Raw genomic sequence first — 16,015 nt, 5'->3', positions numbered from 1 at the left:
ACTTTAGATATATGCCTGGTGCGCCTGATCCCGCTTTGATAGCAGCTAGCCACCTGGAACCGCCCCATGACAATCCCATCCGACGCCATCAGCCTGCACGATACCTTAGTCGAGGAGTTGCGGACCTCATCCTGCACCGGCGATGAAACTGTCTCCGAGCCCCCACCAAGCACCTGCGAGCAAACTGACTCCGTCCCCCTGAACGACGATACCAGCTTGCATGCCGCCTTGGCTGAAGAGTTGCAGAGGCTATATCTGCTCGCGGGTGAGAGTTTCCAACCGCCACAGCCGGAAAACCGAGCGCACCTGGACCCCGCTCATTTGAGCAACGCCCTGAAGGAATGCCTGCATGCAGCCAACCTGTCGGCGCTTTGCTTGTCCGGTGGCGGTATTCGCAGCGCCAGCTTCGCCTTGGGAATCATACAAAGTCTGGCGAAATTCAAGCGGTTGCACAGCTTTGACTATCTTTCCACCGTCTCGGGTGGCGGATATACTGGCGCATGGCTGTCCGCCTGGTGTACTCAGTATGACCGTGGCATCGTCGACGTCGAAACAGAGTTAGCCGGAAATTCCGAACCACAGCCCGTAACGACACTGCGCCAATTCACATCCTATCTCACCCCAGAGCGGGGCTTGTTCTCCTTGGACACCGCTTCGGCCGGGGCCATCGTCATCCGCAACTTGATATTAAACTGGCTGATTTTCCTGCCAGTCTTTGCCTTGATCGCCCTGATACCCAAACTGACCTACGCCTTTTATCAATGGAATACAGGCAATGGCAGCGGCACATCCAACGTATGGACGTGGTTATTATTAGGATCTTCTGGGGTTTTGTATGCTATTTCCCAGATATATACTGCTTGGCAATTGTCTAATCAGGCCATCCTGGGCGCACTGGCAGAGCGGCGCGACCAAATACATAGGGCCACTTATTTGATCAGGCTGCGCTATGATTTGCAGAAGGCCGGATGGCTCCATATCCTGATCTTGATACTGCTCCCCACCTACGTTGCCGGATGCCTGGGCATCACCGCTCTTGTTCGGTTGATGGCGACAGGGGCTCCCCTAACGGAGCCGAGCGTCCTCTGGCCGTGGTTCCTGAGCATCGGCGGCGTGCTTTGGGGTTTGCCCTTTCTGTCTGTCCTCATCTTCCGATATGTCGAGTATCAACATCAGAAAAAAAAATTGGGGATTATTGCCGCCGCCGATGCTCCATTCGAAGCCCTCCGCCAGATCAGTAGACTACTGGTCATTGTTTTCGCCCGGGCCTGTGGTGGTCTTGTCCTTGGCGCTATTCTCGCCGATGCGCTGCCACTGCTGTTGTCACTTTCCACAGACGGGCGGTCCTTTCCCTCCTCTGCTGATGCGATCAGTTTCGGCGAGTGGACGAGCAGGTCTTGGAATGCACTCTGCCATGATCCCCGGTTGGTTGTCGTCTTCGGTGCCAATCTTTGGCTTATGGGACAGTTTCTGGCGGACACGGCCTTCGTCGCCATCAGCAGCCCTCTTCATAATCATGATGCCCTTCGGGAGTGGCTGGCACGTTTGAACGCCGGTTTCCTGCTTCCCGGGCTAATGTGGCTGGTCGTTTCGCTGCTCGTCCTATGGGACCCTTTGCCCACGGGTGTTGAGACAAGGATGGTTGGTGAATGGGCGGAAAGCACTTTCACGGCTATCGGCGGCCTCGCAGGCGTCGGCGCTGCGCTTTTCGGGGCCGTCGCCCCCATCGCGCCCAAGACGGACTCCAACAGCAAAGGTGTCATGGCCCGCTTCCCCTGGGCGCGCTTGGCCGCCATCGGTGCCATCCTTTTCTTCGCCGTTCTGCTGATGACCGTATCCCGGGCAGTGGATCAGTTTCTACCCAGCCTGGCACCATTGGCTGCAGACGTCGCGACGCGGATCGCACCTTATACTGACGGTAATTCCGCCGGTGCATTCAGTGCCATCCAATATGGCATGGCCCTTCTTATTGTCGGACTTATCCTGTTCATCACGTCCTGGGCGATCAACGTCAACAAATTCTCGCTACATGCCTTTTATCGAAACCGCCTCATCCGCGCCTATCTCGGTGCATCAAAAAAACAAGGCCGGCATATCACCGACCAGGATGAGCGGCAGCCGAACCGATTCACCGGCTTCGACGAATGGGACAACATCGCCATGTGCCAGCTTGGTCAAAGGGTCCCAAAAAGCGAAAATGCGCCGGAAACCTCGACGAAAAGGTCCCCGCTCCCAGGACCTCTCCACATCATCAACATGGCCCTGAACCTTGTGCATGGTGAGCGACTGGCCTGGCAGGATCGAAAGGCGTCTTCGTTCACCGTTTCCCAGTTCAAAGCCGGCAGCCCGGAGGTGGGATATCGCCGAACCGGCCCCTCAGTCCGGATGGAACCCAATCCTCAGGCGAGCATAGATCGGAGGGAAAGCAACGCCCCCCGACGGCTGCTTCCCCAGTTCACGAAGGATCGCGGATACGGTGACGGAATTAGCTTAGGCACCGCTACAGCAATTTCCGGCGCGGCGTTGAGCCCCAGCATGGGCTATCATTCCCAACCCACCGTTTCTTTCCTCATGACGCTTTTCAATGTGAGGCTAGGCTGGTGGCTGGGAAATCCGAAAAAGAAAGCTTGGCAAAAGGCTGGTCCCTTCTTTTCCATCGGCCCTATTCTTGAGGAACTTCTCGGCTTGACGAATGCCAGAAGCCGTTATGTCTATCTCAGCGACGGCGGTCATTTTGAAAACTTAGGCATCTACGAAATGCTGCGCCGGCAGTGCCGCACCATCATCGCCGTGGATGCCGGTTGCGATTCAGGGTCGACGTTCGTGGATCTGGGCAACGCCGTGGCCAAGGCCCGCATTGATCTCGGCATTGAGATCACGTTCCGCCCCAGGCCTCTGGCCTCCCAAACCGCGAAAGGCCGATTGGGGTTGGTAAACGACATCAAGGCCGGGAACACCCTTCCCTATTGCGCCATCGCCGACATTAAATACCCGATGGAAAATGATTCCAGCCAAGACGGCGTCCTTATTTACCTGAAGCCCGCACTCCATGGCACGGAGCCTGAGGACGTATTGAGCTATGCCGCCGACAATGACGCGTTTCCCCATGAAACAACAATGAACCAGTTCTTCACCGAGCGGCAGTTCGAAAGCTATCGTCGACTAGGCCAGCACATTGGCGATGCCGTCTTCAAGAGCGCGGGCGAAGCCAACGGATTTGCAGTTGGTCGGTCGGACAGAGCCAGACGTGCTCAGGATTTAATCGAGGCCGCAGAGCGACATTGCGCGCAGTATCCACAATCCTCCTCAGGCCGCGCTCAAGTCGATATGGCACCGTCTAAACCGGCAAACGAAAGCGGGGATCCAGGACCGAAGAAAGCCACCTCCTGATGCTTGAAGCTGGACATCCCGCCCCCGTTCCCACAAGAAAGATTGGATACAAAATCCCCAATCAGGAGCAGGGAATGAACAGGATGGCAGGAGTGAAACTGGCGGCCGCGGCGTTGGCCACGGTGCTGATGGCCGGCGTGGCGGCCAAGGGCTGGGCCGAGGACAAGAAGGAAAAGGGCGGCGAGGACGGGCCCAAGGCCAACAAGATCGCGGAGCAAATCGAGGCCGCCACCGCCCGCGCGCCCATCGCCGAGACGGCCAAGAGCAGCGCCCACAGCGTCACCATCAAGGGCAAAAGCATCCGCTACCAGGCAACCGCCGGGACCTTGACCATCCGGGACGACAACGGCAAACCAACGGCAAGCGTCTTCTACGTCGCCTACACCGCCGAGGGCGCGCCCGCCGCCAAGCGGCCGGTGACCTTCCTCTACAACGGCGGTCCCGGCTCGGCCAGCCTGTGGCTGCACATGGGGCTGGGGCCGGTGCGCGTGCGCACCAACGCGCCGGACAACACGCCGCCCGCCCCCTACGTCTATTCCGCCAATGAGGACAGCCTGCTGGACAAGACCGACCTGGTCTTCATCGACGCCGTGGAAACCGGCTATTCCCGCGTGCTGGGCGAGGCCAAGGGCAAGGATTTCTGGGGCGTCGACCAGGACATCGACGCCTTCGCCCGCGCCATCAACCGCTATGTCAGCCTCAACAACCGCTGGAACTCCCCCAAGTTCCTGTTCGGCGAGTCCTACGGCACCACCCGATCGGCGGCCCTGTCCAACCGGCTGCAGCAGGACGGCATGGACCTGAACGGCGTCATCCTGCTGTCCTCCATCCTGAACTACGGCATCCGCCAGCCGGGCTTCGACAACATCTTCGTCTCCTACCTGCCCAGCTACGCCGCCACCGCCTGGTATCATAACCGCATCCCCAACAAGCCGGCCGACCTGCCCGCCTTCCTGCAGAAGGTGCGGGATTACGCGCGCGGGCCCTACACCGTGGCGCTGGCCAAGGGCCAGGACATCACGCCCGAGGAAGAGGACGCGGTGGCCAAGCAGCTGTCGGCCTACACCGGCCTGTCGGTGGACTACCTGAAGCACGCCAAGCTGCGCGTCGGCCTGCAGCGCTTCCGCAAGGAACTGCTGCGCGACAAGGAGCAGACGGTGGGGCGTTTCGACAGCCGCTTCCTGGGTGTGGACAGCGACGCCGCCGGCGAGGGGCCGGAGTACGACGCCTCGTCCAGCGCGGTCACCAGCGCCTTCATCTCCAGCCAGCGCGCCTACATCACTGGCGACCTGGGCTACAAGACGGACCTGGATTATCGCCGCAGCGCCGAGGGCGCCATCGGCCAGTGGGATTGGCACCACAAGATCGGTAACCACCGCATGGAGACGCCTGACGTGGCCCTGGACCTGGCGGAGGCCATGCGCCAGAACCCGCACCTGCAGCTGTTGTCGCTGAACGGCTGGTACGACATGGCCACCCCGTTCTTCGGCACGGAATACGACATCGGCCACATGCAGCTGGAACCCGCCCAGCGCAAGAACGTGACCTTCAAGTACTACCCCTCGGGCCACATGGTCTATCTGAACCCCGAAGCACTGAAGCAGATGATCGCCGACCTGGACACCTTCTACGACAAGGCAGCGCCTGTGGCCCCGTAAAGCGCCCCGTCCGAACCAACGGCGTGGGGCCCAGCCTCACGCCGTTGTAGGCCCCGACGGGGGCCGCTGGAGCGGGTACCGAAGAAACGGAGCGAGGAAGCCAAGGCCGCGGATGCGGCCGCCCGGCATCTGAGGCAATACGCACAAGGTCATGATGTCGCCCCCCCCAAGCAATGGGCTGGACAGCGGCGTTGTCATCAAACATCAAAGAATTTGATGACAACCCGCAACAGGGAGCTTGGGGATGCGTAAGACGATCGTGGCGTTGACGGTGGTGCTGCTGACCTCCGTCGCCGTGGCCGGATGGGCGGCAAGTGGGCCGGGCGACAAGAAGGACAAGGGCGACGACGATGCGCCCAAGGGCAAGGTGGCGGAACAGATCGAGGCGGCCACCGCCCGTGCGCCCGTGACCGAGACCGCCAAGACCACGTCGCACACGGTCACCATCAAGGGCAAGAGCATCCGCTATCAAGCCACCGCCGGCACCCTGACCATCCGCGACAATGACGGCAAGCCCACGGCCAGCGTCTTCTATGTCGCCTACACGGCCGAGGGCGCGCCCGCCGCCAAGCGGCCGGTGACCTTCCTTTATAACGGCGGCCCCGGCTCGGCCAGCCTGTGGCTGCACATGGGATCGTTCGGGCCCATCCGCGTGCGCACGGCCAGCCCGGACAACAACGCCCCGGCGCCCTACACTTTCACCGCCAACGACGACAGCCTGCTGGACAAGACCGACCTGGTGTTCATCGACGCCATCGGCACCGGCTATTCCCGTCCCCTGGGCGAGGCCAAGGGCAAGGATTTCTGGGGCGTGGATCAGGACGTGGACGGCTTCGCCCGCGCCATCAGCCGCTATGTCAGCCTCAACAACCGCTGGAACTCCCCCAAATTCCTGTTTGGCGAGTCCTACGGCACCACCCGGTCGGCGGCCCTGTCCAACCGGCTGCAGCAGGACGGCATGGACCTGAACGGCGTCATCCTGCTGTCGTCCATCCTGAACTACGGCATCCTGCAGCCAGGCTATGACGAGGGCTACATCGCCTTCCTGCCCAGCTACGCCGCCACCGCCTGGTACCACAACCGCATCCCCAACAAGCCGGCCGACCTGGCCGCCTTCGTGCAGCAGGCGCGTGTCTTCGCGCGCGGCCCCTATGCCGCCGCGCTGGCCAAAGGCCAGACCATATCGGCGGAGGAAGAGGACGCTGTGGCCAAGCAGCTGGCCACCTTCACCGGCCTGTCCCCGGACTACCTGAAGCGCGCCAAGCTGCGCATCGACCTGTTCCGCTTCCAGAAGGAGCTGTTGCGCGACAAGCGGCAGACGGTGGGCCGCTTCGACAGCCGCTTCCTGGGCGTGGACACGGACGCCGCCGGCGAAGGGCCGGAGTACGACCCGTCCGACAGCGCCATCAACAGCGCCTTCATCTCCAGCCTGCGCGCCTACCTGGCCGGCGACCTGGGCTACAAGACAGACCTGGAGTACCGCGCGGGGTCGGACGACGCCAACGAGCAGTGGGACTGGCACCACAAGGTGCCCAACGTCGGCAAGCTGGAGGTGCCGGACGTGGCGTTGGACCTCAGCCTGGCCATGCGCCAGAACCCGCACCTGCAGCTGCTGTCGCTGAACGGCTATTACGACATGGCGACGCCGTTCTTCAACACGGAGTACGACATCAACCACATGGCGCTGGAACCGGCGCAGCGAAAGAACGTGACGTTCAAGTACTATCCGTCCGGGCACATGATCTACCTGAACCCGGACGCGCTGAAGCAGCTGGTCGTCGACCTGGATGCCTTCTACGATAAGGCTACCTCGGGCGGCGCATAAGGGCGAACCGCTTTACCCTGGCCCAACAGGCACTTGCCCGGTGATGGGCTTGGCCCCATCTTCGGTCCATTCCGCCGCCGGCGTCCCCCGGGATGCCGGCGGCCAACAACGATTGGGGTAAGCGATGCGCGCTGCCGTTCTGGCGTTGACCGTGATCCTGGGCACGACCTCCCTCACGGCGGCGGCCCCGCCCCCGCCGGCCACCAGCCCGGCCGCCCCCCTGATCGAGCGCGCCAAATTCTTCGGCAATCCCAGCCGGACCCAAGGCAAGCTGAGCCCCGACGGCAAGTGGCTGTCGTGGATCGCGCCGCGCGACGGCGTGCTGAACATCTGGGTGGCCCCAGCCAGGGACCCCACCAAGGCCAAAGCCCTGACGGCGGAGAAGACCCGCCCCATCCGCCAGCATTTCTGGTCCCCCGACGGCAAGATGATCCTGTTCGTCAACGACAAGGGCGGGGACGAGAATTTCGTGTTGTACGGCGTCAATGTCGCCACGGGCGAGCAGCGCACCCTGACGCCGCAGGAAAAGACGCGCGTCGATATCATCGGCACCAGCCACCACATCAAGGACCGCATCCTGGTTGGCCTGAACAACCGCGACCCCAAATGGTTCGACGTCTACAGCCTGGACTTGGCCAAGGGCAAACTGACCCTGGTGTTCAAGAACGAGGGCTATGCCGGTTTCGTCGCGGACGAGTCCCTGAAGCTGCGCCTGGCGGCCAAGTCGCGGCCCGACGGCGGAACCGACTTCTTCCGCGTGGCTGACAATAAGGTTGAAGCCCAGCCTCTGGGTGCGGTCGGGCTGGAGGACAGCCTGACCACCAACCCCCTGGGCTATACCGAGGACGGCAAGACGCTGTACTGGATCGACAGCCGCGGCCGCGACACCGCCGCCCTGATCGCCCAGGACGCCGCCACCGGCGCCACCCGGGTGGTGGGCCAGAGCGACAAGGCCGATGTGGGCGACATCCTGGCCGATCCCAAGACGGGGGTGGTCCAGGCCTATGCCGTCGATTACCTGCGCACGGAATGGACGGCGCTGGATCCCAAGATCGGCGCGGAGTTGGACTTCCTGAAGACCCAGCTGAAGGGCGATATACACGTCACCAGCCGCACCGACGACGACGGCGCCTGGACCGTGGTGGTGGATCCGGTCACGGCGCCGGCGGCGACATACCGCTTCGACCGCAAGGCCCACACCCTGACCAAGCTGTTCGTGAACCGGCCGGAGCTGGAGGGCGCCGACCTGGCCGCCATGCACCCGGTGGAGATCAAGGCGCGCGACGGTCTGACGCTGGTGTCCTACCTCACCCTGCCGGCGGGCACCGACGGCAAGGGCGACGGGCATCCCGACCAGCCCCTGCCCATGGTGCTGTTCGTCCACGGTGGCCCTTGGGCGCGCGACGGTTACGGCTACAACGGCTATCATCAGTGGCTGGCCAACCGGGGCTATGCCGTGCTGTCGGTCAACTATCGCGGCTCCACCGGCTTCGGGAAGAACTTCATCACCGCCGGCAACCTGCAATGGGGCCGCAAGATGCATGACGACCTGATCGACGCCGTCGACTGGGCGGTCAAGCAGGGCATCACCACCAAGGACAAGGTGGCCATCATGGGCGGGTCCTACGGCGGCTATGCCACCCTGGCCGGCCTGACCTTCACCCCCGACGCCTTCGCCTGCGGCGTGGACATCGTCGGCCCCAGCAACCTGGCCACCCTGCTGAAGACCATCCCGCCCTATTGGGAGGCGGGCAAGCAGCAGTTCTACAAGCGCATGGGCGACCCGACGACAGAGGACGGCCGCCAACTGCTGCACGACGCCTCCCCCCTGTTCAAGGCGGCGGACATCAGGAAGCCGCTGCTGATCGGCCAGGGCGCCAACGACCCCCGCGTCAACCAGGCGGAGTCGGACCAGATCGTGAAGGCGATGAAGGAGAAGAACATCCCCGTCACCTACATCCTGTTCCCCGACGAGGGCCACGGCTTCGCCCGGCCGGAGAACAGCATCGCCTTCAACGCCGCCGCCGAACAGTTCCTGGGCGCCTGCCTGGGCGGCCGGGCGGAGCCCTTCGGCGCCGCCTTCAAGGGCTCCAGCATCACCGTGCCCGACGGGGCGCAGTTCACACCGGGACTGCAGGCGGCGCTGGCGGCCAAGTAAGCGTGTAACGGGACAAGTAATGGGGCAAGGGGGGGTGATGGGTATGGCGGCGAGCCGGGCACGGGCGCATCGGGTGAGCATGGCGGCGGCCCTGCTTCTTTTCCTATCCCTGCCGGCCCTATCCTTGCCGGCGACGGCGCAAACCGCGGCCGACACGTCGGCCGCCCCCGACAGCCCACCCACCGTCACCATCACCGGCAACCGCTTCACCGTCGAGACACTGACCCGGGCGACGGAAGGTTTCGTCCAGGATCACGGCCACCCCTCCCCCCGGCTGAACCAGTTGACCCGGTGGGAACGTCCCGTCTGCCCGGAGGCGATCAACGTGCCGGCCGACGTGGCCGCCTTCCTCACCACCCGCATCAAGACGGTGGCGGGCCAAGTGGGCGCGCCGACCCGAGACGGCTGCAAGCGTGATATCGAGATCATCTTCTCCGACACGCCCCAGGCCGTGATGGATGCCGTCGCGGACAAACGCTCATTCCTGCTGGGCTATCACTTCGTCAACCAGACCAAGACCGTGAGCAAGGTCACCCAGGCCATCCAGGCATGGTACGTGACCGCCGTGCGCGACGGCGCGGTCACCGTGGTGGATGACCCGTATTACGCCTCAGGCATGCATTCCGACGATCCCTTGAAGGACCAGTTCCACGGCAACGGCGGCAGCCGGCTTTCCCACGACATGGCCAGCGTCTTCGACAATATCGTCGTCATCGTGGACACCACCAAGATCGAGGGGGAGACGTTCGGCAGCCTGGCCGATTACCTGGCCATGCTGGTCCTGGCCCAGCCCGCCAGCGCCGTGGGCCAATGCAACCCCCTGCCCAGCATCCTGAGCTTGTTCTCCGACGCCTGCCCATCGGCACAGCGGGTCCGGTCGCTGAGCCCGGCGGACAAGGCCTACTTGGAGGGGCTCTATTCCGTTGCCCCCGATGCGGTCGGCAACCTGCAGCGCGCCACCATCGCCACCCACATGCTGGACAGCCTCAGGACCAGCGCCCTCGCCGCGGACGGCGGGACACCGGCGGCGAAATAAGGCTTCGACTCAAAATGGATGCGGGAAACTCGACCTGCTCCAGGCCCGCGCCATCGGCGCCGGATGATCTGCCGATCACCACGTTGCGTCAGAACCCAAAGGGCGCCCTGAGCTTGATCGCGCTTAACAGCCTGACAATCGGCAGGAATTGCATTGAGCGCAGGGTTCCGGCCGCTGCCAACCGGGACCCTGCTCTTCTGTCAGTAAGCGCTCAACAGTTCATCGTGCGTCATCGGCTAATCCACCATGCCTCTTCGGATCTTCAAAACGGCTTTCGCGAACTCGCCCGGCGCCTCCTGCGGGACATTGTGCCCGACAGACAGACTTCGATGTTCGTGTGGGCCGGTAAACAAAGGGGCATGATCAGCCGTTCCGCCGGGCTTCAGCGGATCGGCAGTCCCATCGATGGTGATCGACGGAACGATTATAGGAGGATGTTGCGCTAGTCGGTCCTCCAGCGGTTGCAGCAGCGGATCGCCGCGTTCATTGCCATGCATGATGCGATATGCGCTTATTACGATGTCCACGAAGTCCGGATTGTCGAAGGCCGCGGCCGTCCGCTCGAAGGTCTCCTCATCGAACGCCCAATTGGGGGACCATTCACGCCATAAGGTGCGGCCGATGTCAGCCCGGCTTTTCTGCAGGCACATCCGTCCACGTTCCGTCTGGAAGAGGTGCTGATACCAGCACACGCGTTCTAGCGACACCTCGACGGGAGACCTCTGCTTCTCAACGTCGATCACGTCGTAACCCGCATAAGAGACGAGCCCTCCCACCTGATCCGGCCAGAGGGCAGCGGCCACGCAGCACGCGTTACCGCCCCAATCGAAGCCTCCTAAAATCGGCCGCGCCAGTCCAAGGGCACTCGAAAACTGAATCACGTCGAGCGCGCGGGCAGCTTGCTGCCCATTTCGCCTCGTCTCGCCGGATAGAAAGCGTGTTGGACCGTACCCACGCACATAAGGTCGGAGTACTCTCGCGCCCTCAGCCGCGAGAATTCCAGCGTCGGCCTCGAAAGCATGGACGTCATATGGATAGCCGTGGACCAGTATAACTGGCCAGCCGTCTGACGGGCCGTCCTCCAGATATGCTATCCGCAAAAACTCTGTATCGACTGTTTTCGTCGTCTGCTGCTCCATGATGCAACCTCAACCGCTTGTTATTACGGCAAGTGTCACGCATTAGAATCGCAATCGCTCATCTGCGCTTTACTTACACAAAGGAAACTCACGGCGAGCCTCCAGGTTCGCATGAACAGCGGTTCTCCACCGGACCGCGACCTCCCAGTGGCCGTTGACCCGGGCAAAGCCGACCGGGCCGGAAATCGACGCGACCAGATAAGATCCGCGACGTCCTCAGCGTATATGGCTGCACTCAACCAACCGGCATGACCGCACCGCCGTCCCTGCCAAAAGCGCCTAACGATTTTGTTAAAATTGCTTGCCCTATTGGCGGCGATGCCAGCCCCCTTGCCGGCCCAGGCTACGGAAGCGATGGAGGCCGCCATGGACACGACGGCCGCCGCCGCCGCCTGGAAGGGCTCTATTCCGTCGCCCCGGACGCGGTCAGCAGCTGCAGCGCGCCACCATCGCCACCCACATGCTGGACAGCCTCAAGACCAGCGTCCTCGCCCCGGACGGCGGGACACCGGCGGCGAAATAATCCACGCCGATTTACCCCCGCATCCGGCGCGTCTTTGAGTCAAACGACTTTTACCGCGTCAGCGGGTTGACGCTGGATAGACGGCGATAGAGCTGAACGCGCGACCGTCATGCGCGGGAACGGCCGTGATCTGGGGATAGAGCGTGGTTGCCGCGCGGATGCGCGCGATGGCCATCTGTATTTCGGCGCGATTTTCGCCAATCAGGAACCGCATCATCCAAGGCTTTTCCGCTGGCCGCGTCAGCCCTTCCATCTGCCAAACGAGATCACCGACAAAGGCATAGCGCTTGCCCGAGGGCAGGTTGACGAAGACGACGACCGAGTCCGGTGTATGGCCGGGTGCCGGCACGATCACAACCGAGCCGTCACCGTAGACGTCGTGGCTGCTTGGGAAACCGAGATAGGGGCCGCCATCGAAGTGATAGGCCTGATAGGTGACCCCATGAAAGCTGTTGAGCACCTCGGTGCCCTCACCATGCGAGCCGATAAAGCGCTGGCCATCATCATCTACCAGGACGGGTATGCCGTGGAAATCGTCCACACCGCTGATGTGGTCCCAGTGAGCATGGGTCGGAATGATCGCGGTAACCGTGTCGGCAGCCCCCCCGGCCAACTGATCGATGATGGGCGTGCCAAGGTGGTGAGGCGACTGTTGGAGCGAGGGCAGCAGTTTCAATTGCTGCTCGACATTCCGCCCGAACCCCGTGTCGATCAGCAGGTTCCCCTTGGGATGCCGCACGAGGACGCCGCTCGCGGCGAATGCGCGCTTCTCGCTCCACGAACCGCCCCGAAATGCCAACGCCGCGGGGGTTTCGTATGTTCCTGTCGGCATCGCACTGATCGACATGGCCGCCGGAGGTGTGGCTGGCGGCAGCGCCCCGACATCGACTTGCGGCACATCGAGCCGGACCGGTGCGAAAGTCCAGGCGAACCAGAGCAGCACCCCCAAGAGCAGTATCGCGAGCCCGATCAGCGTGCTGTTGATCGGGTGGCGATGCATCCGCGCCAAAAGCGGGTTCCCGCCTTCGATAGCCTGGGCCATTGATCTGCCTTTCGTGTAACAATAACGCACATTATCGCTATAACGATAGCGATGACTATCGTTAGGAGTCAACAGGCATGAGGGATTGGTCCCCCGATCATCCGAGAGCGAAAGTGATGGCGCGTAAGCGCGCCGCAATCGTGGCGGCCGCCGAGCAGGCGTTCGTGCGGGACGGCTATGCCGGCAGTGGAATGGAGAGCATCGCCCGTGAAGCTGGCGTTTCAATCATGACGTTGTACCGCCATGCTCAAACCAAAGACGATCTCTTCGCCGCGGTAATGGAAAGCGCGTGCCACCCGGCCGATATGGAAGAGTTGGTCAAGATCGAGGAGGCTTTGAAGAATCCGCTCGCGGAGATTCTTCTATTTATCGGCGTGATGTTCCAGGAGCGCATTCGCGGCGAGAAGACGACCAACCTGCTCCGGGTCGTCATGACCGAAATACGACGATTTCCGCACCTTGGTGCGTTGGCGTACGATGGCCTGATCAACGCGCACGTCGAAAGGCTGGACTCTTTTCTGTCAACTCGGGCCGAGACCTCCAGCATGCCGGTGGAGCGACGGCGCAAGATCGGCCGTGATTTCTTCGAGCGGTTGGTCGGTCTCGATGACTATCGCGTGCTACTTGGGCTGCCGGCCCCGTCGGAGCAGGACATGCGCAGGCGGGCGGAACTGGCCGCCCGGGAAGCTGTTGCGGAGTTGGGGAGGGAGCAACCCACTTCCAATCCGCACGAACCTTGAGGCGCCAATCCCTTCCTGACCTGATCGGTCCCGAGCGCCGGTTCATCCCCGCCCCTGTCAAAAGCGCCTAACGATCTTGTTAAAATCGATGTTGCGATCGTTTCTCATTATCAGTATCAGGGTGCCGACCGATCCTGACTGAATAATGGAAACACGATGAAAAAGTGCGCCGTGTCGATGCTTGCCCTGTTGGCGGCGATGCAGGCCCCCTTGCGGGCCCAGGCCACGGAAGCGATGGCCACGGAAGCGATGGACGCCGCCGTGGACACGACGGCCGCCGCCACCGACGCCGGCCAGGAAAAGGCCCTGGACGACATCATCGTGACCGGCACCCAGACCCCCTCCTTCAAGGCGGAGGTGGTGCAGGTCGGCGCCTTCCGGAACCAGTCGTTGCTGGACACGCCACTGACCGTGTCCATCCTGCCGCGCGCCCTGCTGGACGCCCAGGGGGCGCAAGGACTGGACGACGCGCTGCGCAACACCCCCGGCGTGACGCAGCAAGCCACCAGCCCCCTGACCAGCAACAACTTCGTCTCACGCGGCGTGCTGATGAACGCCCGCACCAATTATCGCCTGAACGGCTCGCTGCCCATCATCAACCTGGGCCCCATCCCCATCGAGAACAAGCAGCGGGTTGAGTTGCTGAAGGGCGTGTCGGCGCTCTACTACGGCATCAGCACGCCGTCGGGCATCGTCAACGTGGTGACCAAGCGGGCGGGATCCGACCCCGTCACCAGCTACACCCTGAACGGTGACAACAACGGCAGTTTCGGCAGCGGCTTCGACATCGGGCGCGAATTTGGCGACCACAACGAATACGGCGCGCGCATCAACGGCTATGCCTCGCGCATTGGCACGCCGGTGAATGATGTCGACGGCCGGCGCTGGCTGATGAGCGGCGCCTTCGACTGGCGCGCCAGCGAGCGCCTGACCTTTAAGCTGGACGCCGAATACTACCGCCGCGAAATGGATGAGCCGGGCGGCATCACCCTGCCCACCGCCGTGGGCGCCAAGGGCGGCAACGGCGGCACCATCATCCTGCCGTCCATCCCGGACCCCAGCCTGCGCTTCGCCCCCCTGAACCCACCCTACAACACCTGGGCGACCAACGTGGTGGGCCGCGCCGATTACGCCATCACCGACGACTGGTCCGCCCGTGCGGAGTTCGGCGTCGCCTCCACCCGGCGGCAACGCACCATCGCCAACCTCGGCGGCATCAACCTGGCCACCGGCGCCGGCACCATCAGCGGCACCTATACGCCCGACCAGGAATACCGCAACCAGAACCTGCGGCTGGAGGTATCGGGCAAGCTTGACACCGGCCCCATCAGCCATGAGCTGCTGGTGGGCTTCAGCCGCAACCGCCAGACGCAGGAAGACCAGCACCAGCAGTCCTACACCGCGATCAAGCAGAACCTGTACGATCCCGTGGATGTCGCTTACGACACGCTGAAGTTCACCACCACCCGCTTGCAGGCGGGCAGCGTGAACATCGACACCGGCGGCTACATCATGGACATGGCGCACCTGGGCGAAAGCTGGCTGCTGATCGCCGGCGCCCGCTATGTCGATTACGACACCTCTTCCGCCACCAGCAATTACGCCGTGCAGACGGTCACCCCCACGGCCGGCCTGGTTTATAAGCTGACGCCCAAGTCCAGCCTGTACGCGACCTATATCGAGGGGCTGGAGAGTGCGGGCACCGCGCCCGACGGCACCACCAATGCCGGCAGCATCCTGAATCCCATCGTCAGCAAGCAGGTGGAGGTGGGCGGCCGCATGGAGGTGGCCGGCGCCATGATGTCGCTGGCCTGGTTCCACATCGACCGGGGCCTGGCCTACACCGACATCCACAACACCTACGTCCTGAACGGCCAGGCCATCCACCAGGGCGTCGAAGCCTCCATCCAGGGGGAGGTGCTGCCCGACCTGTCGATCATGGTCAGCGGCCAGTACCTGAACGCCCTTCAGGAGAACACCGGCAGCGTCTACCAGGATGGCAGGCGGGTGGAGAACACGCCGCGCTGGTCCGGTTCCGTCTTCGCGGAATACCATCCGGATTTCCTGGACGGCGTGGGCCTGAACGCCGGCGTCTACTATACCGGCGACCGCGCGGCGGATGCGCAGAATCGCGCCACCCTGCCCGCCTACACCACGCTGAGCCTGGGGGCCAGCTACAAGACCCAGGTGCAGGGGAATGGCCTGACCCTGCGCGTCAACGCCGACAACGTGACCAATGAGCGCTACTGGGCTACCGGCGGCCCCACGCTCTACTCGGGCATGCCGGCCACCGTGCGCTTCTCAGCCACGCTTGATTTGTGAGTTCCTCAGGCGCCGGCAGGCTCGTCCGGGCCTTTGGCTGTCCTCGTTCCGCTCCTCCGGTGCTCACTCCGGCGCCCGCGGTCGCGGGCTACGGCGGCACGAGTCTTTATCTCGTGCCGCCGACATTAGGCTGAGCGACCAAAGATTGTCGCCAACGGCCCGGCATCGACCCTTTGATGCCG

General features: G+C 63.1%; 9 protein-coding genes. 7 read left to right on the top strand and 2 right to left on the bottom strand.

The window, feature by feature from the left end:
* Positions 1 to 66: 66 nt before the first annotated feature.
* The 5 genes from UAA55_RS21080 to UAA55_RS21060 all read left to right on the top strand — a co-directional run bounded on the left by UAA55_RS21080 (position 67) and on the right by UAA55_RS21060 (position 10,067).
* Positions 67 to 3,390 carry a patatin-like phospholipase domain-containing protein gene (locus UAA55_RS21080; RefSeq protein ID WP_322955148.1) on the top strand — a complete coding sequence of 1,108 codons (3,324 nt, stop codon included), beginning with the start codon at positions 67 to 69 and terminating at the stop codon, positions 3,388 to 3,390.
* A 92-nt stretch (positions 3,391 to 3,482) separates the two neighbouring features.
* Positions 3,483 to 5,048: a S10 family peptidase gene (locus UAA55_RS21075; protein ID WP_416235215.1), complete on the top strand. Its 1,566-nt coding sequence runs from the start codon at positions 3,483 to 3,485 to the stop codon at positions 5,046 to 5,048.
* Positions 5,049 to 5,292: 244 nt separating this feature from the next.
* The gene (locus UAA55_RS21070; RefSeq protein WP_322955146.1) at positions 5,293 to 6,873 is read left to right on the top strand and encodes a S10 family peptidase; all 1,581 of its coding nucleotides are present in this window, start codon (positions 5,293 to 5,295) and stop codon (positions 6,871 to 6,873) included.
* Between the two features lie 124 nt (positions 6,874 to 6,997).
* Complete coding sequence (locus UAA55_RS21065; RefSeq protein ID WP_322955145.1) at positions 6,998 to 9,031, top strand: S9 family peptidase; 2,034 nt, start codon at positions 6,998 to 7,000, stop codon at positions 9,029 to 9,031.
* A 37-nt stretch (positions 9,032 to 9,068) separates the two neighbouring features.
* Positions 9,069 to 10,067: a hypothetical protein gene (locus UAA55_RS21060; RefSeq protein WP_322955144.1), complete on the top strand. Its 999-nt coding sequence runs from the start codon at positions 9,069 to 9,071 to the stop codon at positions 10,065 to 10,067.
* Positions 10,068 to 10,303: 236 nt separating this feature from the next.
* On the opposite strand, the gene UAA55_RS21055 is transcribed toward UAA55_RS21060, so the two are convergent.
* Both UAA55_RS21055 and UAA55_RS21050 read right to left on the bottom strand, forming a co-directional pair.
* Positions 10,304 to 11,206 (bottom strand): alpha/beta fold hydrolase, encoded by a 903-nt coding sequence (locus UAA55_RS21055; RefSeq protein WP_322955143.1) that lies wholly within the window; start codon positions 11,204 to 11,206, stop codon positions 10,304 to 10,306.
* 581 nt (positions 11,207 to 11,787) lie between these two features.
* The gene (locus UAA55_RS21050) at positions 11,788 to 12,771 is read right to left on the bottom strand and encodes an MBL fold metallo-hydrolase (protein ID WP_322955142.1); all 984 of its coding nucleotides are present in this window, start codon (positions 12,769 to 12,771) and stop codon (positions 11,788 to 11,790) included.
* Positions 12,772 to 12,848: 77 nt separating this feature from the next.
* Here UAA55_RS21050 and UAA55_RS21045 point away from each other — a divergent pair, with 77 nt between their 5' ends.
* Together UAA55_RS21045 and UAA55_RS21040 are read left to right on the top strand one after the other, a co-directional pair.
* Complete coding sequence (locus UAA55_RS21045; protein ID WP_322955140.1) at positions 12,849 to 13,511, top strand: TetR/AcrR family transcriptional regulator; 663 nt, start codon at positions 12,849 to 12,851, stop codon at positions 13,509 to 13,511.
* A 177-nt stretch (positions 13,512 to 13,688) separates the two neighbouring features.
* Positions 13,689 to 15,833 (top strand): TonB-dependent siderophore receptor, encoded by a 2,145-nt coding sequence (locus UAA55_RS21040; protein WP_322957733.1) that lies wholly within the window; start codon positions 13,689 to 13,691, stop codon positions 15,831 to 15,833.
* The last annotated feature ends 182 nt before the right edge of the window (positions 15,834 to 16,015 follow it).

This window comes from Nitrospirillum guanabarense (genome assembly GCF_034653355.1).
Lineage (GTDB): Bacteria > Pseudomonadota > Alphaproteobacteria > Azospirillales > Azospirillaceae > Nitrospirillum.
Note: the sequence above shows the minus strand (reverse complement) of the source record. Positions and strands in the feature narration are given on the sequence as shown.